Genomic DNA, 22,149 nt, shown 5'->3' with positions numbered 1-22,149 from the left:
GATAGCTAACACGTGTACGCTGAACAAGTCCGATCAGTTCGGACTAAACCAGCTTAACCAGCGTAACGGCCATGGATAACGATGGCGTGCATCCTGTTGTGTCGCCTGAGCGATGCGTTCCTGAATAGTCTGCATGAGGGTTGTCTGGCCTTCACCATCCCAGTTCAGGTTTGTCAGTAAGGGTAGCGCATCCTCGATGCCTTCGATGGCCCAGATGGCGAATTGCTCCTGTTCTACGGCCTCGAGCAATGCCTGGCTAAGGCTCAGATGGCGAGCGTTCGGCGCAGGAATGATCACACCCTGTTTGCCGTTCAGGCCGCGCTGCTGGCAGATGGAGAAGAAGCCTTCGATTTTCTCGTTCAGGCCGCCAACCGGCTGAGCGCGACCAAACTGATCGACTGAACCCGTAATCGCAATATTCTGGTTAATGGGCACTTCTGCCAGGGCGCTGATTAACGCACACAGCTCCGCCATCGAAGCGCTGTCACCGTCTACTTCACTGTAGGATTGCTCAAAGGTCAGTGAGGCCGAGAAGGGGATCTGCTGCTCAAGCTGCAGTTCCGACATCAGGAACGCCTGCATGATCATCATGCCTTTGGCGTGAATATTCCCGCCCAGCTCTGCTTTACGCTCAATGTCGGTAAACTCACCGTCACCAACGTGAACAACGCAGCTGATACGGGAAGGTTCGCCAAACGCGCGCGGGTGCCCCGGGAACTCAATCACGGAGAGGGCGTTAATCTGCCCAATACGCTCGCCTTCGGTTTCGACGAGGATCTGCTCCAGCAGGATCTCATCCTGCATGCGCTCGGCCAGATATCCTTCGCGCCATTCACGCTGCGCAAGCATCTGGGAAAGTTGCTCGCCGCTGAAGGCCGCGTCACCGCTTATCACGCCCACTTCGCGCAGCTGTCTGGCGATCCACAGCAGAGAGAGCGGCAGGGTTTCCTGATCGCCGGTGTAGCGTACGGCTTCCCGGATGAGACCGGGCCAGGCATCCGGAGCAGGCGTTGGCAGCGAAGCACGCTGCGCCAGGCCCATCACCCACTGGCACCATTGCGCCATATCATCCGCATCGGTTATCTGGAGCGTATCTTCGAATTCGCTGTAAATAGCCTGCTCGGCCAGTTCAGGCTCCATTTCCTGGAAATCAGCCAGAGATTCACGATCGCCGGTCAGCACCACCGTAAGGGATAGCGGCATCGACGGCACTGCGACGGGAAGAGGGCGTGATTCATCGTAACTCACCCAGTCGAAACGCTGCTGGGTCACGATCGTTTTCAGGCGCATCCACAGCAGCGGCTGAGAGAGGAGGGTGCGCAGCGAGATAATCAACACGCCGCCATTTGCGCGGTGCACCAGCCCCGGCTGAAGCGTCAGTTCGCCGTTAAACTGGCGGAGGCAGCCAAAGAGCTGTTCTGCTTCTGCCCAGTTGGCGGTAATGACATCCCCTTTCGATGCAAAAAGCCCATCCGCCTCGTCAGCGGGAGTGAAGGTGATATGTTGCCCTGCAATACAATAGTGGCCGCCAAAGACGTTGTTCGTTTCTGACCGCAACTGGCGCATGGCATCACCCAGAAGCGTCAAATACTCGGCTTCTTCCGGGGCTTTGAGCAGCATGAAAGGAGATGTCGCCCACGGGCTTAACACCTGCTCCAGCGCATAATGCAAACGCGGTTGTGTATCGCTAAGTATGAATTCGTTTTCTTTTGTGAGGTCTGGCTGTGCAAACAGCTCCTGATAGCTCTCGGTATCGGGAACCAGGTCACGCCATGCAAGTTTCGTAATGGTCAAAGTTGATGTTTTTTAGTCAGATGTAAAACCGTGGAGTATACCGTAAGCGGAGGCCTCTTCCCAAGCGGGAATGGGGATTTCGGCAGGCGATTCTCCTGCAATGCTGCACAGGTTATGATTTCTTTTCAGCAGATTGCTAAAAAACTGATATTCTGAACAGAGTTACGTGGTAACACTGAGATCGCAATGAAATATCAACAACTGGAAAACCTCGAAAGCGGCTGGAAATGGAAGTACCTGGTCAAAAAGCACCGTGAGGGCGAGTTGATCACCTGCTACCTCGAAGCCAGCGCGGCGCAAGACGCCGTAGATATTTTGCTGACCCTCGAAAACGAACCGGTATTGGTTAACGGCTGGATTGAAAAGCATATCAACCCGGCACTGTTGAACCGGATGAAACAGACGATTCGGGCGCGTCGCAAGCGGCATTTTAATGCCGAGCATCAGCACACCCGTAAAAAATCAATCGATCTGGAGTTTATGGTCTGGCAACGGCTGGCGGGGCTTGCGCAGCGGCGCGGGAAAACCCTGTCGGAAACGGTGGTTCAGCTGATTGAAGATGCGGAACATAAAGAAAAGTATGCCAGTCAGATGTCGACGTTGAAAAACGATTTGCAGGCGCTGCTGGGCAAAAAATAGTTTTTTGGCTTTCTTCAGGCAATAAAAAACCCCGCAATGCGGGGTTTTTTTATAAGACGCTAACTTATGCCGCTGGCTGAGTTACAACGTCTTTGATGCCTTTAACTTCGATCTCTACGCGACGATCTGGAGCCAGGCAGTCAATCAGTGCAGCGCGAGGTTTCACGTTGTCACAGGTGTTGCCAGTAACTGGGTTAGATTCGCCCATACCACGTGGGGAGATCTTGTTAGCTGGGATACCTTTAGATACCAGGTAATCAACTACAGACTGTGCACGTTTCTCGGACAGACCCTGGTTGTAGGCATCAGAACCGATACGGTCGGTGAAGCCCAGAACCACTACAGAACCGTCTTTAGGATCCAGGTTGCTCAGCTGGGTGTACAGCTGATCCAGTGCCTGCTGACCTTCTGGTTTCAGGGTAGCTTTGTTGAAGTTGAACAGAACGTCAGACTTCAGAGTGAAGTGCTTGGTCTGTACTTCTGGCGCTGGAGCCGGTGCTGGAGCTACGACTGGCGCATCTTCCTGCTGACCGAAACGGTAAGAAACACCAACGCTCAGCATGCCGTTGTCTGGACGAACGCCAACGGTAGCACCGTCGCCGATGTTGTTAACCCACTGGTATTCCAGACGGGTAGCGATGTCACGGGTCATAGCCCACTCAACGCCACCAGCGAATACTGGGGAAACGCCAGTGTCATGGTCGTCGCCAGCGATGCTGTTGCTGGAGTCTGCACGCCATACCATGCCGCCCAGACGGGTGTACACGTCCAGATCGTCAGTTACTGGGTAACCCAGTTTAGCGGTCAGCTGAACGCCTTGAGCTTTGAAAGCGCCATTTACGTTGTCGCCTTTGTATGGCATACGACCTAACCAGTCGTAACCCATTTCAAAACCAACATACGGGTTAACCTGATAGCCACCGAACGCGCCTGCACCCAGTTGGCTCTCGTGAGTTGGGCCATCGTTGTTCAGGCTGCTGTTGTACCAGCCGGTGTCATGGAACTGAGACCAGCCCAGTTTACCACCTGCATACCAGGTATTATCTTTCGGAGCGGCCTGCGCTACGGTAGCGAAGCCAGCCAGTGCCACTGCAATCGCGATAGCTGTCTTTTTCATTTTTTGCGCCTCGTTATCATCCAAAATTTGCCATGAAGATCTCCACGGAGAAATCACGGTTAAATCCTTCACCGGGGGGCGTGGTCAAATATAAGTCTACCGATATCTTCGGCTTAGGCCGAGCACCCCTGGCGATGTAAAGTCTACAACGTAGATGAAAACTTACAAGTGTGAACTCTGTCAGGCATATGAAAAAAAAAGTTCCGTATAGCGAATATTTAACATTTTACGAACGAATTTTGTACAGTAAAATTAACGAGAACCGCTCCAGACAAGCCTTGCCGCAGGTTTTGCTTTTTGAACTATTTACACAACTGAGTGTCGAAAAAAATTCCAGGAAAACTCTTAAATTTACTCAGTGATACAAATTCGAGTGAATTTTTAGCCCTGAATGTTGTCCTCTGCGATAAGAATCGGCACGCACGGGACGCATAATAAACCCGATTGCATGACCATCTTCTGCTGCTTCGGTCAAACGATGATGCTCTTCTTCCGTCAGTTCTTCCGACAGCCACCCGATCACCACGCTGTAATTTCCGGTGCGTAACGCGCGGATCATCGACTCAACCGTATCACACGGGGAGAGTTGGTTGATCTGCATCACCTTGGTCAGCGGCAGGCCCGCAGACTGAACCCATTCCCGGCTCAATTTTTGCTGTGGCGTCAGCCAAAGCTGCCAGCGCGATTGTTGTCCGAGCTGTTGTAACAGCGGCAACAGCAACAGCTGCGTTAACATGGGCTGGTCTTCACGATAAACCACTTCACTGATAAGACCTGTCGACACGCGACCGGTGGAATTTTGCGCGACATCGCCAGCAGAAGTTGAGAGAGATGTTGAGCGATTTGCATAGCCTGAAGTGTACATATTCATTCCAGCCCTGTAGTTACTGTATGGATATACAGTAACCCCTGTGTGCATAAAGATCAACCTCATTTTCGGAAAGCAACTCGCAAATTTGGTCCTTTCCTGGCGTGTCCGAAAAAATGATCTTGCTCATGAGCCATAAGTTGCCTATGTTCCTGCTAACGGATCCGTTAGTGATAAATTTTGTCGTTAATAGTTGATTTTTAATGGAAATATCATGAAAAAGATATCATATGAACGGATTTATAAATCGCAGGAATATCTCTCCCCTCTGGGTGAAATTCACCATCGGGCGCTGTTCGGCGGCTACACCCTGGCGGTAGACGATGCGGTGTTTGCCATGGTGTCAGACGGTGAACTTTACCTGCGTGCCTGCGAGGAGAGCGCGACCTATTGCGTCAAGCATCCTTCTTCCTTCTTAACGCTTGTTAAGCGAGGCCGCCCCGTCCTGCTGAATTACTATCGCGTGGATGAAGGGCTTTGGCAGGATCGGCAAAAACTGCTTCAGCTCTCCTCTTATGCTCTGGATGCGGCACGAAAAGAGCGTAGCCTGCGCTATCAACGAAACCGGCTCAAGGATCTGCCTAACCTGACTTTCCAGATTGAAGTGTTGCTCTACGAAGCCGGCATTACGAATGAAGAGACGTTGCGGGAGCTCGGCGCAAAGACCAGCTGGCTAAAAATCAGGTCGAAAAACCGAGCGCTGAGTATCAAAGTGCTTTTTGCCCTTGAAGGGGCCATTGAGGGGATGCATGAGGCGGCACTCCCGGCGAACATTCGCCGGGAGCTTACGGAGTGGTTTAATACACTGCCTGAGGTGCAGGAGAGTCGTTCCGCCAGGTAGCAATCTGCTGTTGCAGTCGGCAAATTTCCGGCAGCAAAGCAATAAGCAGGCCTATCTGCTGCAAAACCAGCGGAGCTTTGTTGTCGGTTCCCGGATCGAGATGCGCAATTCGCTGGGACAGTTCATCCAGCGCCTGCTGAACTTTCGGCTCGTCGGCTGGCTGATGGTGAAGGGCATCGTCGACGTAGCACACAGCATCATCCAGCAGGTTCAGGATGGCGGTGTTTTTCAGCTTCTCGCGGTGGGCACCCAGCGTGGAAATATAGCTGGTAAACGTATGGTTCAGGCACAGCAGGCGAAAGGCGGTTTCCCGGATGTCCGGTGTGGCCCGGGGTTCCGTAGACATATTCGAGACCACGGAAGCCAGTTCGGCATCGCTGTTGTGCGCATCCCGGCGGGCTATACGGTAGGCCAGACGGTTATCACGCCCCTGGTGATATTGCTCAAGAATGGCGTCAAGGTAACGACAGTTTGCGTTCATCGCCCTGTCTATCACGCGCGGCAGATTGCGAAAACGCCAGTCGGGCCAGATAAAACTCACCGCCGCCCAGGCGATAGCGCAGCCGATTAAAGTATCTATTACGCGCGGCAGGGCTACCTCGAAGCCTTCACCCAGCAGGTTGAAGCAGAGCAGCACCAGCAGGGTAATGAACATGGTGGCGTGTGCGTACTGGACGTTTCGAAACGCAAAGAACAACACCCCCGTTATGACGATAAGAATGAGTTGCCCTTCAACGGACGGAACGAAATAGAGCACCGGTAGCCCGATAGCAACGCCCACCAGCGTACCGATAACACGCAGCGCAAGGCGGTGTCGCGTGGCGTTATAGTTAGGCTGGCAGACAAACAGGCTGGTTAGCAGGATCCAGTAACCGTGTTGCAGCCCGGTTATCTGAATGAAGGCATAACCCACACACAGCACCAGCGACATCCTCACCGCGTGGCGAAACAGCGCGGATTCCGGCGTGAAGTTGCGGCTCAGGCGCAGCCACATGTCGCTAAATCCGTGCAGACTATCGTCCGCCAGCTGGTTTTCGGCATCGTTACCCGGCAGGGCCATCGCCTGCTCGGATTCAATGGTCGCCAGCTGCGCATCAATCGCCCGCAGGTTATTGAGCAGAAAACCGAGCGCCTTGATCTGCTCCGGCGATGTTCCACTGGCCTGCACGCGATCGAGCGCCGCATCAAGATGGCTAAAGGCATGTTCAAAACGCGGGTCATGCTGGTAGGGCGTACGCAGCAGTATGGAGCGCGCCAGCTGCTGGCAGGCCTGGGACTGCATCGACAGCAGCCGCTGGAAACGGAACATCACGTCACTGTAGCGGAACTTCTCGCGCAGAGCCGCATACTGCACGTGCGAGGAGCTGGCGCGCTCGTGGATATCCTGCGCGACAAAGTAATAGTGCAACGTTCGGCGGGTGCCGCGCTGTCCGCGATCGCCGCGCAGACGGGTGAGCAGCGAGGCTTTAGTCTGGTTTAACGTCGCCACCAGTTGGCCATTCGCCAACGCCAGATCGTAAAGCGGTGCCTGGCTCTCTTCGTCGATATCCGGGTCAAAAAGCCGGGATTTCAGTTCGAGATACTGGGCAAGCTGTTCATAGCTCCGCGCCAGGTTGTCCTGCAACGCCCGCACGGGAAAAATCAGATGCCCGGTTAACGTCAGCAGGTTGTACCAGATTGCGCCAAGTAACAGCAGAACGGGCTGCTGATACCACTGATCGTAAAGAGAGACGCCCAGCATGGTGTAGATCGCAATCAGCAGAGCGCCGAAGGCGATAGTGGCATAGCGTTGTCCCAGCCCGCCCAGCAGGATAAACCCGCTGGTCGAGAGCGTCAGCCCCAGGGCAAACAGCCACGGCCAGGGAAACAGCAGCTCAACCGAGGCTGAAGCAATGAAAAAACAGATCAGGGTGATGACTAAATTGCGCAGACGTCCTGTCAGCCGGTCGTCCAGGTCGGCCAGCGCCCCGGCGACCACGCCGAGGGTGAGTGGAATGGTAAGCTTTACGTCATCGAGCCACCACGGCAGGGCGACCGTGCCACACAGGGCGATAAAAATCCTGGCGTTGTAAAGCCAGGTACTGTTCCAGGTATAACGGCGAATCAGTGGGCTTAGCATGAGCTCGGCCTGTCCTTATTTACTGGAAACGACGACGGGCATTGGCTTCACGCGCGGCGCGCGCCACTTCTACCGGGACGACACGACGCCCAACCGGCCACAGGGCAATGGCGGCAATTTTGAAATTCGCAATCCCAACCGGGATGCCGATGATCGTGATGCACTGGGCGATACCGGCAATAATATGCATTACGCAGAGCCACCAGCCGAAGAAGATCAACCACAGAATATTCAGCAGGGTGCCGCCGGTGTTCATCAGGGCGTTTTTACCGTCGGGGTTCAGTTCGTCAACGTGAACCGCCTCATTCCCGAAAGGAATGAATGAAAGCCGGGTGATTTCCCAGCATGAGCGCGTCAGCGGCAGGGTGAAGATGAGCACGATGCTCACCAGCGTGGCAAAAAGCCATGAAAGGGTGGTGGCAAAACCGCCAAGGACAAAATTCAAAACATTCAGAACGGTACGCATAAACCCGCATTTCCTTTCGATATGATTAACGCGAAGTGATTGTAACGTTTTTTGGGCTGGAGCACCTTAAAACTGGCAGTTAAACTGTCAGACAAAATATCACTCGTGGATCCGGCTGGATATGGAACTGAAAGCAACTTCAATGGGCAAACGCCTGGCGCAGCACCCTTATGACAAGGTTGTCCTCCTCAATGCGGGAGTGAAGGTCTCCGGGGAGCGCCATGAATACCTCATTCCGTTTAACCAACTTCTGGCAATCCATTGCAAGCGCGGGCTGGTATGGGGGGAGCTGGAGTTTGTGCTGCCGGACGATAAAGTTGTGCGCCTCCACGGGACGGAGTGGACGCAAACGCAGCGCTTCCATCACCATCTCAGTACGCTCTGGCAGCAGTGGAGCGAGGACATGAGCGTCATTGCCGCCCAGGTGTTGCAGCAGGTGCTGGATAACATCGCCCACAGCAACGAGCAGCAAAAATGGCTAACGCGCCAGCAAACCGCCGGGTTGCAGCAAAAGATAAAGCACGCCCTAACCGCGCTGCCGCTTCCCGCATCGCGCCTTGATGAGTTTGAAAATTGCCGTGAAGCATGGCGCACCTGTCAGGCCTGGCTGAATGATATCGATAAGCGTCGTCTGGCGCATAATCAGGCCTGGACCGATGCCATGCTCACGCAATATGCCGATTTCTTCAGCACCGTGGAATCATCGCCGCTTAACCCTGCCCAGGCGCGCGCCGTGGTGAACGGGGAATCGTCGCTGCTGGTACTGGCGGGGGCCGGGAGCGGTAAAACTTCCGTGCTGGTGGCGCGGGCAGGCTGGCTGCTGACAACTGGCGAGGCGGTAGCGGACCAAATTTTACTTCTGGCATTTGGCCGCAAGGCCGCGCAGGAGATGGATGAGCGCATTCAGTCGCGTTTGCATACTCAGGATATCGCGGCGCGAACCTTCCATTCGCTGGCGCTGCATATTATTCAGCAGGGCAGTAAAAAAGTGCCTGTCGTCAGCAAGCTGGAAAATGACGCTCAGGCCCGTCAGGCACTGTTTGTGAAGACGTGGCAGCAGCAGTGCAGCGAGAAAAAAGCTCAGGCAAAAGGGTGGCGTCAGTGGCTGGAAGACGAGCTGAACTGGGAGGTGCCGGAAGGCAATTTCTGGCAGGATGACAAACTGGCACGCCGTCTTGGCTCGCGTCTCGATCGCTGGGTGAGCCTGATGCGCATGCACGGTGGCTCTCAGGCTGAGATGATTGAAAACGCACCGGAGGCGATCCGCGCCGTATTTTCGAAGCGAATCAAGCTGATGGCGCCGATGCTGAAAGCATGGAAAACCGCGCTGAAGGAAGAAAATGCCGTCGATTTCTCCGGGCTTATCCATCAGGCGATCATCATTCTGGAAAAAGGGCGCTTTGTCAGCCCGTGGAAGCATATCCTCGTAGATGAGTTCCAGGATATCTCCCCGCAGCGCGCCGCACTGCTTTCAGCGCTACGGGCGCAAAACAAACATACCTCCCTGTTTGCCGTCGGCGATGACTGGCAGGCAATCTACCGATTTAGTGGGGCACAACTCGCGCTCACCACCGCCTTCCACCACTATTTTGGCGAGGGCGATCGCAGCGATCTGGATACCACCTACCGTTTTAACTCGCGTATTGGTGAAATTGCCAACCGCTTTATTCAGCAAAACCCGCATCAGCTGGCGAAGCCGCTCAATAGCCTGACGACCGGCGATAAAAAAGCGGTCACCCTGCTGGCGGACGAACAACTGGAGCCGCTGCTGGATAAACTTAGCGGCTACGCCAAACCCGAAGAGCGCATTCTGGTGCTGGCGCGCTATCACCATCTTAAACCGGCGGCGCTGGAAAAGGCGGCTACCCGCTGGCCGAAGCTTCAGCTCGAATTTATGACCATTCATGCCAGCAAAGGCCAGCAGGCTGACTATGTGATTGTGGTTGGGCTGAAAGAGGGGAGTGATGGGTTCCCGGCGCCGGCGCGCGAGTCGGTGATCGAGCAGGCCCTGCTGCCGGTGCCGGAAGATTTTCCGGATGCCGAGGAGCGACGCCTGCTGTACGTGGCGTTAACCCGCGCGCGTCATCGGGTGTGGCTGCTGTTTAATAAAGAGGAGCCTTCAGGCTTTGTGGAGATTTTGAAGGAGATCGACGTCCCGGTGGCGAAGAAGCCGTAGCAAAGTTGCCGGGTGGCGGCTTCGCCTGACCCGGCTGGCAAAATCCGCAGGCCCGCGCAAGCGTAGCGCCGCCGGGCAAACAGGCTACTTCAGTCTTTCAGCCAGATAGCGCGGGTAATCCGGGATCAGGATCTCAACCGGCGCGCTGAACTGCGGTGACTCAATAATAAAATCCGCCGTCGACACGTTGGTCGCCACCGGGATGTTCCACACCGTTGCCAGGCGCAGCAGCGCTTTCACATCCGGATCGTGGGGAACCGCGTTGAGCGGGTCCCAGAAGAAAATCAGCACGTCAATTTTCCCCTCGGCGATCTGCGCGCCCACCTGCTGATCGCCGCCCATCGGGCCGCTCATCATGGCGTTGACCTCTAACCCCGTTGCCCGGTGGATCAGGTTCCCGGTCGTTCCCGTGGCGGAAAGGGCGTGACTGGCCAGCAGTGGCTGATGGCGGCGCACCCAGTTAAGCAGCATGTCTTTGCAGTGATCGTGTGCCACCAGTGCAATGTGTTTACGTGAAGGCAGCGTGCGTGTTGTCAGTTCCATAATCTTATCCGTGAGGTTATCTGACTACACGATGACGGGAACCGCCTGATGCTGCAAGAGAAAGGGCAAAAAAATGTGGCTTATGACGAAGGTTGTTGCTTCACCCATTGCAGAAAACGGGCCCGCGTGTCCGGGTCGGCCTGCTGGAACCAGAACTTCAGGCGCTGCTCGGTGAGCGTCTGGGACTGAGGCGGAATGACATCCAGCTCAGAGACGCCGGACAGCAAGGTACTGTCGTCCGCCATCATCGTTGCAAACTGGGGCAGCGACGCGGGTTTACCGGCTTTATTGTAGATCTCGGTATCCGCCTCGTAGTTGGCTCCCTTCGCGGTTGCGGTTATCGCCAGAATGTCCAGCTTCACCGGGATGGGCATGGCATCCCCATCCAGCAGTTCTATGCGCGGCGCGGAATCAAATGCGACAGACTCTTTTTCGGTTTCCAGGCGCGGCAGATGAAAGTTAACCTGGCTCACGCGCTGGGTGTTAAAGCTGATAATCAGCGGCGGGGAGATGTACATACGCTGTTCGTGATTAGAAAGGCGAACTGTTTTTTCGACCCGGAACACCACCTGATGCGGCCCGTTATCCAGTTCGATGCTGTCAGCACCCCGCAGGAGCGAACTGGACACCTTTTTCCCGTCCAGCACCAGCAAATCGATATCCGTAGAGAGCCGCAGCGTGGTTGCGAAAACGCAAACCGGCATCACTAACGCAATCACAGCAGAGACAATGCCGGTTTTCATAGAGCGCTCCTGTCAAAACGCATGCCGCAATAATGTATCTAAATTTTTCGATAATCACGTTTACTAACATATAGACATATTCCGCCGTTTTGCCCTCATACATCGGTATGGGATGGATGGTTGGGATGTCCGCGATGGCGTACACTTTAAAAAAAGCCTGGAGAAAGAAGATGAAAGAGAACGATATTGCCGAGATCCTGACATCGACACGCACCATCGCGCTGGTGGGGGCGAGCGATAAACCCGACCGTCCCAGCTATCGGGTGATGAAATACCTGCTGGATCAGGGCTATCACGTTATTCCGGTTTCGCCTAAGGTCGCCGGTAAAACCTTGCTGGGCCAGCAGGGTTACGCGTCGCTCGCCGACGTGCCGGAGAAAGTGGATATGGTTGATGTCTTCCGCAACTCTGAGGCGGCATGGGGTGTAGCGCAGGAGGCAATCGCCATCGGGGCAAAAACGCTGTGGATGCAGCTGGGTGTGATCAATGAACAGGCTGCGGTGCTGGCGCGCGAGGCGGGGCTGGCAGTGGTGATGGACAGATGCCCGGCAATTGAAATTCCCCGACTGGGGCTGACAAAGTAATATAAAAAAAGCCCGGTTATCGGGCTTTTTTACAGCGTTAGTTACGCAGCCTTGGAGCCTGTAACTGTTTGCGGATGGTTTGCGCTAGCTCATCCATGGTAGGTTGTTCCGGATGCTCATCCCGCTGTTCGCCGCTCAGCTGCGCTTCGGCAAGATAGGTGTGAACGGCCTGACCGTCATCATCTTCCATTACCACATGATACCAGGGCGCGGCGCGAAGCTCTGCGTTGACCGCCAGCTCATCTGCCGACGGTTCATCAAGGGAATACTCCGGGTCGATATCCACGACCACACCCAAATACCCTAGCAAGGTGTGGCGGACCTGCTGGCCGATACCGAATTTGCTGGCAATCATAGTCACCTCCCGGGAAACATTACTTACACTCTATGTGCGGGCAATATTTCTCTTTTCAAGTTACATGACGCGACAGGCAAACCCTTTCAGATACAGCCCTTCCGGGTAGGTAGCGATCACAGGATGGTCTGCTGCCTGACGGAACTGCTCTATAAATTGTACATCACGACCCGCATCTATTGCGGCATCCGCGATGATTTTCTGAAATAAATCGGTGGTCATCAGCCCCGAGCAGGAGAAGGTCAGCAGCACGCCGCCAGGATTCAGCAGTTGAATGGCAAGCATGTTGATGTCTTTATACCCACGGCACGCGCCCATCAGCTGGCTTTTGTTCTCCACGAATTTCGGCGGGTCCATCACGATGACGTCGAATTTTTCGCCCTGATCGCGGTATTTGCGCAGTAGCTTAAAGACGTCGTCACGCACGAACTCGGCTTTGCTCAGGTCCAGCTTGTTCAGCTCGACGTTTTGCTTTGCTACGTCCAGCGCTTCCTGAGACGTATCCACGCTCACCACCTGAGCACAGCCGCCCATCAGCGCAGAGACGGCAAACCCGCCGGTGTAGGAGAAGCAGTTCAGGACGCGTTTGTTGGCAACGTACTGGCGCGTCGCCAGACGGCTGTCGCGCTGGTCGAGGTAATAACCGGTTTTATGCCCGCCCTGGATGTCCACCAGCAGCTTCATGCCGTGCTCTTCGATAGGCAGCAGGGCAGGTGGCAGTTCGCCGGTGACCGGGCCTTGCGTCAGCTCCATGCCCTCTTTTTTACGCACCGCCACGTCGCTGCGGTCGTAAATGGCACATTCCGGGAACTGAGACTGTAAGGCGCTGATCAGCGCGGCACGCTGATATTCCGCACCTGCGCTCAGCAGCTGCAGCACCAGGAAGTTGCCGAAGCGGTCAATGGTCACGCCCGGCAGGCCATCGGATTCACCGGCAATCAGACGATAGCTGTCCAGCCCGTCACGCTGTGCCAGCCACTCGCGCCACTGGTGCGCCTGCTGCAGGCGACGAACAAAGAAATCGATGTCGATGGTTTCATCTTTATCGAAGGTCCACACGCGAGCGCGGATCTGAGACGCAGGCGAGTATGCGCCGCGCGCTAACCATTTCCCCTGATGGTCAACGATATCAATGGTCTCACCGAGGCTGGCTTTGCCTTCCATGCGGGCAACCGCGCCGGAGAAGACCCAGGGATGACGGCGCAGTAATGACTTCTCGCGCCCTTTGGCTAACACTAAACGTACACTCATAATTTGCTATTCTGTCGATTCCAATGAAATGGCCGCCATTTTCCCGAGTTCAGTGAGGAAAAGCAACGCGCCAGACGGATAAGGAGAAGGAAGATGTCAAAAGTCTGCACAATCGCGTGGGTTCACGGCATGGTTCAGGGCGTCGGGTTTCGTTACAGCACCCAGCGCGAAGCACTCCAGCTTGGGCTGACGGGCTATGCGCGCAATCTGGATGACGGCAGCGTGGAGGTTTTAGCCTGTGGCGAGGCGGAGCGGGTGGAAACCCTGATAGCCTGGCTGAAGGCGGGCGGGCCGCGCAGCGCCCGGGTTGATAAAGTCTTAACGCAACCGCATCAACCCGACCGGGAATACGCTGACTTCGGTATTCGCTATTAAATACACTTCACCGGTTTTGGCAGGCCGGCAATTTTGGTCGCCTGCTTGGCCGGGCCTTTCGGGAACAGACGGTACAGATAACGGCTGTTGCCTTTCTCTTCGCCAAATGCGTTCGCCATCGCCTTCACCAGCATACGGATTGCGGGTGAGGTGTTAAATTCGAGATAAAACTCGCGAACGAAGCGCACCACTTCCCAGTGCTCGGGGGAGAGGGTAATGCCTTCTTTTTCGGCAATCACTTCCGCCAGCGCTTCGCTCCACTGACCGCTCTCTTTGAGATAACCGTCGTTATCGGTTTCGATCTCTTTACCTTCAAAGTTCAACATAGCCTTTCACACGTCAGTCAAAAACCGCGGCAGTGTACCAAAAAACAAAGCCCCGCATAAGCGGGGCTGAGTTCATAGCACTGTTGATTAATCGCGGCTTGCAAAGCCCAGGATGCTCAGAAGGCTGACGAAGATATTGTACAGCGATACATACAGGCTCACGGTAGCGCGGATGTAGTTGGTCTCACCGCCGTGAATGATGTTGCTGGTTTCATACAGGATGGCGCCCGATGAAATCAGGATGAACACCGCGCTGATAGCCAGGTGCAGGGCAGGCAGCTGCAGGAAGATGTTCGCCACCATACCAATCAGCACCACCACGATACCCGCCATCAGCATCCCGCCGAGGAAAGACATGTCTTTCCGGGTGGTCAGCACGTAGGCCGAACAGCAGAAGAACACCAGTGCGGTACCGCCCAGCGCCATGCCGATCACGTCACCCATACCGGCGGACAGATAGGCGTTCAGAATCGGCCCCAGAATGTAGCCCAGGAAGCCGGTAAAGGCGAACGCGGACAAAATTCCCACCGGTTTGTCAGCGGTTTTGTAGGTCAGGAACATCAGACCGTACATGCCCACCAGCGTCAGGATCAGACCCGGAGACGGCAGCATCAGCACGGTGCTGGCCGTGGCGGTGATAGCGGAAAACGCCAGCGTCAGGCTGAGCATGAAATAGGTGTTGCGCAGCACTTTATGCGTGCTGAGTAGCGATGTGCGGTCGCGTGAAGAACTTACAATACGATCCATGAGTCACTCTCTTATGACAGATGTAATTAACGGCAAGAATAGGAAACGGGACGCCAGACTCAAAATGGTTTTACCCATCTTTACTCAGCGCCTTAGCGCCGTGGCTGGTTATTTATTCTACAAAAATGGCATTTGGCAGAATGAACGGCGTTTTAAAGATTTTATCCAGATCGGGCTCTTATAGGTTACTGAAAAATATTGCGTTATTACAGCCGCGGCGCTAAGAGTTATTGCGGGATCGTCAGAATACAGACAATAAGGCGAAGGAAATGAAACCACAAACACGCAATATCTTTACACTCTCTTTGGTCACCGCCGCGCTTCTCGGTGCGAGCGCACCCTCCTGGTCCGCCAGCGTGCCGGCAGGGACTGAGCTTGCGCAAAAGCAGGAGTTGGTCCGCAACAACGGTAATGAACCGGCGTCGCTGGATCCACATAAGGTGGAAAGCGACGTCGAATTCAATATTATCAGCGATTTATTCGACGGGCTGGTAAGCGTTTCTCCGAAGGGCGAGATCCAGCCGCGGCTGGCGGAAAAATGGGACAATAAAGACAACACCGTCTGGACGTTCCATTTGCGTCCGGGCATCACCTGGAGTGACGGTACGGCCATCACCGCGCAGGATGTCGTCTGGAGCTGGCAGCGTCTGGTTGACCCAAAAACGGTGTCACCTTACGCCAGCTATCCCGGCAGCATGCACATTGCTAACGCTGCCGACATTGCCGCAGGCAAAAAGTCTCCCGAGACGCTGGGCGTAAAGGCGATTGACGATGCCACGCTCGAGGTGACCTTAAACCAGCCAAACGCGGCCTTCCTGGCGATGCTGGCGCACCCGTCGCTGGTGCCGATTGATAAGGTGCTGGTGGGACGCTACGGCGAGAAGTGGACTAAACCTGAGCACATTGTCACCAGCGGGGCGTACAAACTGTCGCAGTGGGTGGTGAACGAACGCATCATCGCCGAGCGCAACCCACACTACTGGGATAACGCCCATACCGTCATCAATAAAGTCACCTATTTGCCGATCACCTCCGAGGCTTCGGACGTCAACCGCTACAAGGCGGGCGAGATCGATATCGTTTATACGGTCCCGATCAACCAGTTTGCGCTGCTGAAAAAAACGCTGGGCAGCGAGCTGGACGTTTCGCCGCAGCTTGCAACCTACTACTACGAATTCAACACCGCTCGTCCGCCGTTCAACGATGCCCGCGTGCGCAAGGCGCTGAACCTGGCGCTGGATAAAGAGATCATTGCGGAGAAGGTGTTGGGGCAGGGGCAGCGTCCCGCCTGGCTTATCAGCCAGCCGGACATCGGCGGCGTGACGTTAAAGAACCCGGATTATGCCAGCTGGCCGATGGACAAGCGCATTGCCGAGGCGAAAAAGCTGCTGGCAGAGGCCGGATTTAATGCCGATCATCCCCTCAGCTTTAATCTGCTCTATAACACCTCCGAATCGCATCAGCGCATCGCAATCGCCGCCAGCTCAATGTGGAAGAAAAATCTCGGCGTGGAGGCGAAGCTGCAAAACCAGGAGTGGAAAACCATGCTGGATACCATGCACACCCATAACTTTGACGCGGTGCGCTACGCGTGGATTGCAGACTACGACGACGCCTCCACCTTCCTGAACAACTTCCGGACCGGCGATAGCCAGAATACCACCCAGTACAGTAATCCAGAGTATGACCAGGCGATGATAAGCGCCGCTAAGGCCAAAACGGCGCAGGAGCGCGGTGAGTTTTATCAGAAAGCGGAAGATCTGCTGAGCCGCGACGTGCCAGCCATCCCGGTTTATCACTACGTTCGTACGCACCTGGTGAAGCCGTGGGTCGGCGGGTTTACGCCGGATAAGCTCGGGTACTACTACACCAAAGATATGTACATCAAGAAGCATTAAGCCGTAGCGGGACTATTTTGTGCTGAGAAAATGGCCGATTTGTCGTCTATTCAACCGATTAAACGCATTTTGGCTATTTTTCAGGCGAACGATAAGGCTGATGCTTTACAGGGCGCGGGCAGGTGTTTATAGTTCGCCTCACTTAGGAAGCGTGGCCGAGCGGTTGAAGGCACCGGTCTTGAAAACCGGCGACCCGAAAGGGTTCTAGAGTTCGAATCTCTACGCTTCCGCCAAATTTGAAAGCCCTGCGATAGCAATATCGCGGGGCTTTTTGCTTTTTTGAACCTGAATCGAAAAATAGAAAAAATGTTGCTTTACAACGCGCTAATAGATGTTTATAGTGCGCCTCACTTTGGAAGCGTGGCCGAGCGGTTGAAGGCACCGGTCTTGAAAACCGGCGACCCGAAAGGGTTCTAGAGTTCGAATCTCTACGCTTCCGCCAAATTCGAAAACCCTGTGATAGCAATATCACAGGGTTTTTTCGTTTCTCACCTCCAGCTTAGTCGCGCACGACCTCCTGCAGGATCCCCAACGCCTGGCTGAACTGCGCGTCCGGAATGGTCAGCGGATAGAGGAAACGGATAACGTTGCCGTACTGCCCGCAGGTCAGCAGCAGCAGCCCTTTCTCGAGCGCTTTCTGCTGGATCCGCTGCGCAATGGCGGCGGAAGGTTCGCGCGTCGTCGGGTCAAAAAATTCGGCGGCAATCATCGACCCTACGCCACGCACGGCGGCAAGCGACGGACAGCCGCTTTTGATCTCCTCAAGCGTTGACTTCAATCTGTCGCCCAACTGCCGGGCACGTTCGCACAGCGCCTCGTTATCGATGATGTTCAGCACCGCATGCGCGGCGGCTATCGACAGCGGGTTCCCGGCATAGGTACCGCCCAGGCCGCCCGGCGCAGGAGCGTCCATGATGTCCGCTTTTCCGACGACGCCTGAAAGCGGCATGCCGCCCGCCAGGCTTTTCGCCATCGTCATGATATCGGGCTTGTCGTCATAGTGGTCCATGGCGAACAGTTTGCCGGTGCGGGCGAAGCCGCTCTGCACTTCGTCGGCAATCATCACAATGCCGTGGGTATCACAGAGGCGGCGAACGGCGGCAACCAGCTCCGCTGGCGCAACGTTAAAACCGCCTTCACCCTGCACGGGTTCGAAGATAATGGCTGCCACCTGTTTCGCCTCGATATCGGCCTTGAACAGGCGTTCAATCGCGGTGAGGGAATCCTGGGTGGTCACGCCGTGCAGTTCAGAAGGGTACGGAACGTGGTAAACGGAGCCGGGGAAGGGGCCAAATCCCAGTTTATAGGGCGCGACTTTACCGGTCAGCGCCATGGTCATGTAGGTCCGGCCATGGAAGCCGCCGCCAAAGGCAATCACACCAGGGCGGCCGGTATGGGCGCGAGCGATTTTAATCGCGTTTTCCACCGCTTCTGCCCCCGTTGAGAAGAAGGCGGTTTTCGCCGGGCCCGGGATCGGCGCCAGCTCGTTGAGCTTCTCGGCTAAGGAGACGTAGCTCTCGTAGGGCACAATCTGATACGCCGTATGGGTAAACTGCTGGAGCTGTTTTTCCACCGCGCTTACCAGTTCAGGGTGGCAATGGCCGGTGTTCAGCACCGCAATCCCGGCGGCAAAGTCGATATAGTCATTGCCTTCCACATCGGTGAGCGTGGCATTCCTGGCCGAGCGGGCAAAGAAATTGCACATTACGCCCACGCCGCGCGGCGTGGCAGAGAGTCGACGCTGATGAAATTCATTATTGCTCATGATAAAGACCCTTTTTAAAACGCCAGTCGATGAAGGAAATTACACGCCGAGACGGTCGCGCAGGCTGTAGTACGCCGCGCCCATGGCGGTAAACGGAATACGCAGGCTGCGTCCGCCGGGGAACGGGTAATGCGGCAGGTTGGCAAAGGCATCAAAACGCTCGGCGTCGCCGCGCAGCAGTTCTGAAATCAACCGACCGGCGAGGTGCGTACAGGTCACCCCGTGCCCGCTGTAGCCCTGCATGTAATAGATGTTGTTGTCGAGGCGGCCAAACTGCGGCATGCGCGACAGCGTCAGCAGGAAGTTGCCGGTCCAGCGATAGTCAATTTTTACGCCTTCAAGCTGCGGGAAGGTTTTCAGCAGTTTCGGCATGACCAGACGCTCCACGTCCTCGGGATCGCGCGCGCCATAGACGACACCGCCACCGTACAGCAGGCGGTTGTCGGCGGTCAGGCGGTAATAATCCAGCAGATAGTTACAGTCTTCCACGCAGTAGTTGTTAGGCAGCAGCGATCGGGCAAGATCGTCAGAGAGCGGAGCGGTCGTGACCACCTGCGTGCCGCAGGGCATGCTGCGCTTCGCCAGGTCCGGCTCTACTTTGTCGCCCAGATAGGCGTTACCGGCGACGATAACGTAGCGCGCGGTCACTTGCCCTTTAGCCGTGGAGACCACCGCCGGGCTGGTGTGCGCAATGTGGGTCACCGGAGACTGCTCGTAGACGCGTCCGCCGTTCAGACGAATTGCGTCCGCTTCGCCGATGGCTAAGTTCAGGGGATGGATATGCCCGCCGCTGCGATCCAGCAGCGCGCCGGTGTAGCGTTCGCTGTTCACCTCGCGGCGGATAGCGCTGGCGTCAAGCAGCTCCAGCTGCGTGTTGCCGTAACGCTCCCAGTTCTCCTTTTGCTCTTCCAGTGTTTCGAGCTGTTTATGGTTGAGCGCCACGAACAGGCCGCCGGGGCGATAATCGCACTGGATCTGGTAGCGCTGAATACGCTCACGAATAATCTCCCCGCCTTCGAACATCATGCTGCCCAGCATGCGGGCCGTATCGGAACCGTAGGTTTTCTCGATAACGTCGATGTCGCGGCTGTAGGAGTTAACCAGCTGGCCGCCGTTGCGTCCGCTGGCGCCAAAGCCGATGCGCGCCCCTTCCAGCAGCACCACGTCGTAGCCCATTTCGGCAAGGTGCAGGGCAGAGGAGAGGCCGGTGTAACCGCCGCCGACCACGCAGACGTCGCAGCTGATTGATTCGCTCAGCGTCGGGAAGGGTTCATATTTATTGGCGCTGGCGGCGTAATAGCTGGTGGTATGTTCAGTCATGATTAAGGCTCCAGGGCAATCCAGATGGTTTTCAGTTCGGTGAATTTTTCAAGCGCGTGCAGGGACTTGTCCCGCCCGTTGCCGCTCTGCTTATAGCCGCCAAAGGGGACGGTCATATCGCCATCGTTGTAGTTGTTCACAAAGACCGATCCCGCTTTCAGACGGCGGCTCATGCGGTGGGCGCGGGAGAGATCGCGCGTCCATACCGCCGCGCCAAGGCCGTACTGGCTGTCGTTCGCCAGGCGCAGCGCCTCCTCTTCGGTTTTAAAACGGGTAACAACCAGCACCGGGCCAAAAATTTCCTCCCGGCAGATAGCCGCCTCGGGCTTGACGTCGACAAACAGGGTGGGACCAACGGCGGCAGGCCAGGCGCTGTTACGCCCGTCGAGCAGCAGAGTGCCGTTATTCATTCCGTCGCGAATAAAACCGTGCACCGCGTCAGCGTGACCGGCGTCAATCAGCGTACCCATGGTGGTATCAGGATCCAGCGGGTTTCCCGGCTGCCAGTTCTGCGCCTCGGCTTTCAGGCGGCTGAGAAACGCGTCAGCGATGCTCTCCTCCAGCAGCAGGCGGGTACCGGCGATGCAGACCTGTCCCTGGTTGTAGAAAATGCCTGCTGCGGTGGTGCTGACGGCTTTGTCGAGATCCGGGCAATCGGCGAAAACGATATTGGCGCTCTTACCACCCGCCTCCAGCCAGACGCGCTTCATATTGCTGTCGCCCGCATCTTTCAGCAGCTGTTTCCCGGTGCGGGTTGAGCCGGTAAAGGTCATCACCTCCACGTCCGGATGCAGCGCCAGCGCCTGGCCCGCCTCGTGACCAAAACCGCTGATCACGTTGAGCACGCCGTCCGGCAGCCCGGCCTCTTTCGCCAGTGCCGCCAGCCTGATAGCCGTCAGCGGCGATTTTTCAGAAGGCTTGAGGATGACGCTGTTGCCCGCCACCAGCGCCGGGCCGAGCTTCCAGCAGGCCAGCAGCAGCGGGAAATTCCACGGCACAATGGCCGCCACCACGCCGACCGGCTCGCGAACGATCATGGCCAGATCGTTATTCCCCGTGGGCGCAACTTCGCCATACACCTTATCGGCCGCTTCGGCGTACCAGCGAATGGCGCGCGCGGCACCGGGAATATCGTCCCGCAGGCTGTGACGGACAGGCTTGCCGGTATCCAGCGTTTCCAGCAGCGCTAATGTTTCGCGGTCGCGCTCGATCAGGTCTGCAAGGCTGTTCAGCACCGCTTTACGTCGAGCAGGAGAGGCCTGCGACCAGTCGCCACGATCAAAGACCGCACGCGCGGCCTCAACTGCCCGGTCGACATCGGCCTGTTTGCCGCGTGCCACCTGCGCCAGCGTCTTTTGCGCCGCCGGGTCCAGCGTGTCGAACGTGGAATTATCGGCGGCATCGCAATATTCGCCGTTAATAAATAAACGCGTTTCGATGTGGATATTTTTCGCTTTATCCTGCCAGTAGGTCAGGTCCTGAAAATGCATATTCACTCCTTCCTGTCGCAATCAGATAAATAAAGGCGGTCGCAGATAACAGGCGTCAAAAGGCCGCAGGGCGTCCCAGGTGATGACCTGTTAAATACCGTCAATAGGGCTTTTTATAAGCCCCGACAATAAGGCGTTATCGTCGGGGCGGGTCTGAAATCAGAATGTGGTGGGGGTGTGGGCACTGATAATTCGGCAAATCCCTGCCGAGGTGTTGCTGAAGCTGTGCGGTATGCCGGTATTAATGGCATAGCTCTGCCCTGCAACCAGGTGATAGTGCTGACCGTTAATGGTCAACATAATTTCACCTTCCAGAACGGTGCCTATCTCCTCACCCTGATGTTTGATTCTCTCCCCGGTTGTGGTTCCAGGCTGGTAAGTTTCAAAAATCATCGCCAGCGTACGGTTCGGGTTTCCGTTGTGAACCAGCTTCATCGAAACGCCCTGACTGCCCATTTCGATAAGATCGTCCTGATTGATAACCACCTGCGGTTCATCAGGCTTTTCGGGTTCAGAAAAGAATTCCGAGAGCGACAGCCCATAGACTTTCAGCAGCTTTTGCAGCGTACTGATGGCAGGACTGACTTTGTCCTGCTCTATGGTGCTGATGGCACTGTGTGTCAATCCAGACAGTTCGGCGGCACGGCGTTGTGAGAGACCCAGCTGTTGGCGGATCTCAGACAGACGTTTCCCTGGCGCCAGTCCGTCATCGCTCATAGTTGCATTTCCTTA

At 55.9% G+C, this 22,149-nt stretch carries 21 protein-coding genes and 2 tRNA genes; 8 read left to right on the top strand and 15 right to left on the bottom strand.

Annotated features, from left to right (window positions below; genetic code table 11):
• Window positions 1–33 precede the first annotated feature (33 nt).
• Complete coding sequence (locus FFS28_RS04770; RefSeq protein WP_137848928.1) at window positions 34–1,794, bottom strand: AAA family ATPase; 1,761 nt, start codon at window positions 1,792–1,794, stop codon at window positions 34–36.
• Between the two features lie 186 nt (window positions 1,795–1,980).
• Here FFS28_RS04770 and matP point away from each other — a divergent pair, with 186 nt between their 5' ends.
• Window positions 1,981–2,433, top strand: coding sequence for a macrodomain Ter protein MatP (matP, locus tag FFS28_RS04765; protein WP_006174540.1), 453 nt, complete (start codon window positions 1,981–1,983; stop codon window positions 2,431–2,433).
• 64 nt (window positions 2,434–2,497) lie between these two features.
• Here the strand turns inward: matP and ompA are convergent, their stop codons facing one another.
• The gene (gene ompA / locus FFS28_RS04760) at window positions 2,498–3,550 is read right to left on the bottom strand and encodes a porin OmpA (protein WP_127463528.1); all 1,053 of its coding nucleotides are present in this window, start codon (window positions 3,548–3,550) and stop codon (window positions 2,498–2,500) included.
• A 355-nt stretch (window positions 3,551–3,905) separates the two neighbouring features.
• Window positions 3,906–4,415, bottom strand: coding sequence for an SOS-induced cell division inhibitor SulA (gene sulA / locus FFS28_RS04755; protein WP_042319464.1), 510 nt, complete (start codon window positions 4,413–4,415; stop codon window positions 3,906–3,908).
• 217 nt (window positions 4,416–4,632) lie between these two features.
• On the opposite strand from sulA, the gene FFS28_RS04750 reads away from it, so the two are divergent.
• Window positions 4,633–5,259 carry a TfoX/Sxy family DNA transformation protein gene (locus FFS28_RS04750; protein ID WP_006174546.1) on the top strand — a complete coding sequence of 209 codons (627 nt, stop codon included), beginning with the start codon at window positions 4,633–4,635 and terminating at the stop codon, window positions 5,257–5,259.
• Here FFS28_RS04750 and yccS read toward each other — a convergent pair.
• Together yccS and FFS28_RS04740 are read right to left on the bottom strand one after the other, a co-directional pair.
• Window positions 5,216–7,378 carry a YccS family putative transporter gene (gene yccS, locus FFS28_RS04745; protein ID WP_137271899.1) on the bottom strand — a complete coding sequence of 721 codons (2,163 nt, stop codon included), beginning with the start codon at window positions 7,376–7,378 and terminating at the stop codon, window positions 5,216–5,218. The genes FFS28_RS04750 and yccS overlap by 44 nt on opposite strands.
• 19 nt (window positions 7,379–7,397) lie before the next feature.
• Complete coding sequence (locus FFS28_RS04740; protein WP_006174548.1) at window positions 7,398–7,844, bottom strand: YccF domain-containing protein; 447 nt, start codon at window positions 7,842–7,844, stop codon at window positions 7,398–7,400.
• Between the two features lie 121 nt (window positions 7,845–7,965).
• Between FFS28_RS04740 and helD the strand changes: the two genes are divergently transcribed.
• Window positions 7,966–10,020 (top strand): DNA helicase IV, encoded by a 2,055-nt coding sequence (gene helD / locus FFS28_RS04735; protein ID WP_137848927.1) that lies wholly within the window; start codon window positions 7,966–7,968, stop codon window positions 10,018–10,020.
• Window positions 10,021–10,104: 84 nt separating this feature from the next.
• Here the strand turns inward: helD and mgsA are convergent, their stop codons facing one another.
• Together mgsA and csgI are read right to left on the bottom strand one after the other, a co-directional pair.
• Window positions 10,105–10,563 (bottom strand): methylglyoxal synthase, encoded by a 459-nt coding sequence (mgsA, locus tag FFS28_RS04730; protein WP_042319468.1) that lies wholly within the window; start codon window positions 10,561–10,563, stop codon window positions 10,105–10,107.
• An 80-nt stretch (window positions 10,564–10,643) separates the two neighbouring features.
• Entirely contained in the window at window positions 10,644–11,306 is a 663-nt protein-coding gene (gene csgI / locus FFS28_RS04725) for a curli synthesis inhibitor (RefSeq protein ID WP_102891129.1), read from the bottom strand.
• A 170-nt stretch (window positions 11,307–11,476) separates the two neighbouring features.
• On the opposite strand from csgI, the gene FFS28_RS04720 reads away from it, so the two are divergent.
• The gene (locus tag FFS28_RS04720) at window positions 11,477–11,890 is read left to right on the top strand and encodes a CoA-binding protein (protein WP_042319470.1); all 414 of its coding nucleotides are present in this window, start codon (window positions 11,477–11,479) and stop codon (window positions 11,888–11,890) included.
• A 37-nt stretch (window positions 11,891–11,927) separates the two neighbouring features.
• On the opposite strand, the gene hspQ is transcribed toward FFS28_RS04720, so the two are convergent.
• Together hspQ and rlmI are read right to left on the bottom strand one after the other, a co-directional pair.
• Entirely contained in the window at window positions 11,928–12,245 is a 318-nt protein-coding gene (gene hspQ / locus FFS28_RS04715; protein ID WP_006174557.1) for a heat shock protein HspQ, read from the bottom strand.
• Window positions 12,246–12,305: 60 nt separating this feature from the next.
• A complete protein-coding gene (rlmI, locus tag FFS28_RS04710; RefSeq protein ID WP_042319473.1) occupies window positions 12,306–13,496 on the bottom strand; it encodes a 23S rRNA (cytosine(1962)-C(5))-methyltransferase RlmI in 1,191 nt (396 codons plus the stop codon).
• Window positions 13,497–13,589: 93 nt separating this feature from the next.
• On the opposite strand from rlmI, the gene yccX reads away from it, so the two are divergent.
• On the top strand, window positions 13,590–13,871 hold the full coding sequence (yccX, locus tag FFS28_RS04705) for an acylphosphatase (RefSeq protein WP_088207543.1): 282 nt from the start codon (window positions 13,590–13,592) through the stop codon (window positions 13,869–13,871).
• Here yccX and tusE read toward each other — a convergent pair.
• Together tusE and yccA are read right to left on the bottom strand one after the other, a co-directional pair.
• Entirely contained in the window at window positions 13,868–14,197 is a 330-nt protein-coding gene (tusE, locus tag FFS28_RS04700) for a sulfurtransferase TusE (protein WP_137848926.1), read from the bottom strand. The two genes, yccX and tusE, sit on opposite strands and share 4 nt — an antisense overlap.
• A gap of 87 nt (window positions 14,198–14,284) precedes the next feature.
• Window positions 14,285–14,944, bottom strand: coding sequence for an FtsH protease modulator YccA (gene yccA / locus FFS28_RS04695; RefSeq protein WP_042319476.1), 660 nt, complete (start codon window positions 14,942–14,944; stop codon window positions 14,285–14,287).
• 269 nt (window positions 14,945–15,213) lie between these two features.
• Between yccA and FFS28_RS04690 the strand changes: the two genes are divergently transcribed.
• The 3 genes from FFS28_RS04690 (at window position 15,214) to FFS28_RS04680 (ending at window position 17,284) form a co-directional block, all read left to right on the top strand.
• The gene (locus FFS28_RS04690; RefSeq protein WP_137848925.1) at window positions 15,214–16,842 is read left to right on the top strand and encodes an ABC transporter substrate-binding protein; all 1,629 of its coding nucleotides are present in this window, start codon (window positions 15,214–15,216) and stop codon (window positions 16,840–16,842) included.
• Between the two features lie 145 nt (window positions 16,843–16,987).
• Window positions 16,988–17,075 (top strand) — tRNA-Ser (locus tag FFS28_RS04685).
• 121 nt (window positions 17,076–17,196) lie between these two features.
• Window positions 17,197–17,284: transfer RNA gene (locus FFS28_RS04680), tRNA-Ser, on the top strand.
• Window positions 17,285–17,341: 57 nt separating this feature from the next.
• On the opposite strand, the gene puuE is transcribed toward FFS28_RS04680, so the two are convergent.
• The 4 genes from puuE to puuR all read right to left on the bottom strand — a co-directional run bounded on the left by puuE (window position 17,342) and on the right by puuR (window position 22,134).
• A complete protein-coding gene (gene puuE / locus FFS28_RS04675) occupies window positions 17,342–18,607 on the bottom strand; it encodes a 4-aminobutyrate transaminase (RefSeq protein WP_137848924.1) in 1,266 nt (421 codons plus the stop codon).
• Window positions 18,608–18,646: 39 nt separating this feature from the next.
• Window positions 18,647–19,927: an NAD(P)/FAD-dependent oxidoreductase gene (locus FFS28_RS04670; RefSeq protein WP_137848923.1), complete on the bottom strand. Its 1,281-nt coding sequence runs from the start codon at window positions 19,925–19,927 to the stop codon at window positions 18,647–18,649.
• 2 nt (window positions 19,928–19,929) lie between these two features.
• Window positions 19,930–21,417 (bottom strand): aldehyde dehydrogenase PuuC, encoded by a 1,488-nt coding sequence (gene puuC / locus FFS28_RS04665; RefSeq protein WP_058609194.1) that lies wholly within the window; start codon window positions 21,415–21,417, stop codon window positions 19,930–19,932.
• A gap of 159 nt (window positions 21,418–21,576) precedes the next feature.
• A complete protein-coding gene (gene puuR / locus FFS28_RS04660) occupies window positions 21,577–22,134 on the bottom strand; it encodes an HTH-type transcriptional regulator PuuR (protein ID WP_006174575.1) in 558 nt (185 codons plus the stop codon).
• Between the last annotated feature and the right edge of the window lie 15 nt (window positions 22,135–22,149).

Source organism: Enterobacter sp. 2VL, assembly GCF_005503595.1.
In the GTDB taxonomy this organism is placed as follows: Bacteria; Pseudomonadota; Gammaproteobacteria; order Enterobacterales; family Enterobacteriaceae; genus Enterobacter; species Enterobacter cancerogenus.
The sequence above is the reverse complement of the archived record's forward strand: the minus strand, read 5'-3'. Positions and strand labels throughout refer to the sequence as shown.

What these genes read in the sequence shown, in the direction of transcription:
- matP (WP_006174540.1), top strand. Translation starts at nt 1,981, where the DNA reads ATGAAATATCAACAACTGGAAAACCTCGAAAGCGGCTGGAAATGGAAG.
- ompA (WP_127463528.1), bottom strand. Translation starts at nt 3,550, where the DNA reads ATGAAAAAGACAGCTATCGCGATTGCAGTGGCACTGGCTGGCTTCGCT.
- FFS28_RS04720 (WP_042319470.1), top strand. Translation starts at nt 11,477, where the DNA reads ATGAAAGAGAACGATATTGCCGAGATCCTGACATCGACACGCACCATC.
- FFS28_RS04740 (WP_006174548.1), bottom strand. Translation starts at nt 7,844, where the DNA reads ATGCGTACCGTTCTGAATGTTTTGAATTTTGTCCTTGGCGGTTTTGCC.
- yccX (WP_088207543.1), top strand. Translation starts at nt 13,590, where the DNA reads ATGTCAAAAGTCTGCACAATCGCGTGGGTTCACGGCATGGTTCAGGGC.
- rlmI (WP_042319473.1), bottom strand. Translation starts at nt 13,496, where the DNA reads ATGAGTGTACGTTTAGTGTTAGCCAAAGGGCGCGAGAAGTCATTACTG.
- FFS28_RS04750 (WP_006174546.1), top strand. Translation starts at nt 4,633, where the DNA reads ATGAAAAAGATATCATATGAACGGATTTATAAATCGCAGGAATATCTC.
- csgI (WP_102891129.1), bottom strand. Translation starts at nt 11,306, where the DNA reads ATGAAAACCGGCATTGTCTCTGCTGTGATTGCGTTAGTGATGCCGGTT.
- puuC (WP_058609194.1), bottom strand. Translation starts at nt 21,417, where the DNA reads ATGCATTTTCAGGACCTGACCTACTGGCAGGATAAAGCGAAAAATATC.
- puuE (WP_137848924.1), bottom strand. Translation starts at nt 18,607, where the DNA reads ATGAGCAATAATGAATTTCATCAGCGTCGACTCTCTGCCACGCCGCGC.
- yccS (WP_137271899.1), bottom strand. Translation starts at nt 7,378, where the DNA reads ATGCTAAGCCCACTGATTCGCCGTTATACCTGGAACAGTACCTGGCTT.
- mgsA (WP_042319468.1), bottom strand. Translation starts at nt 10,563, where the DNA reads ATGGAACTGACAACACGCACGCTGCCTTCACGTAAACACATTGCACTG.
- hspQ (WP_006174557.1), bottom strand. Translation starts at nt 12,245, where the DNA reads ATGATTGCCAGCAAATTCGGTATCGGCCAGCAGGTCCGCCACACCTTG.
- helD (WP_137848927.1), top strand. Translation starts at nt 7,966, where the DNA reads ATGGAACTGAAAGCAACTTCAATGGGCAAACGCCTGGCGCAGCACCCT.
- sulA (WP_042319464.1), bottom strand. Translation starts at nt 4,415, where the DNA reads ATGTACACTTCAGGCTATGCAAATCGCTCAACATCTCTCTCAACTTCT.
- puuR (WP_006174575.1), bottom strand. Translation starts at nt 22,134, where the DNA reads ATGAGCGATGACGGACTGGCGCCAGGGAAACGTCTGTCTGAGATCCGC.
- yccA (WP_042319476.1), bottom strand. Translation starts at nt 14,944, where the DNA reads ATGGATCGTATTGTAAGTTCTTCACGCGACCGCACATCGCTACTCAGC.
- FFS28_RS04670 (WP_137848923.1), bottom strand. Translation starts at nt 19,927, where the DNA reads ATGACTGAACATACCACCAGCTATTACGCCGCCAGCGCCAATAAATAT.
- tusE (WP_137848926.1), bottom strand. Translation starts at nt 14,197, where the DNA reads ATGTTGAACTTTGAAGGTAAAGAGATCGAAACCGATAACGACGGTTAT.
- FFS28_RS04690 (WP_137848925.1), top strand. Translation starts at nt 15,214, where the DNA reads ATGAAACCACAAACACGCAATATCTTTACACTCTCTTTGGTCACCGCC.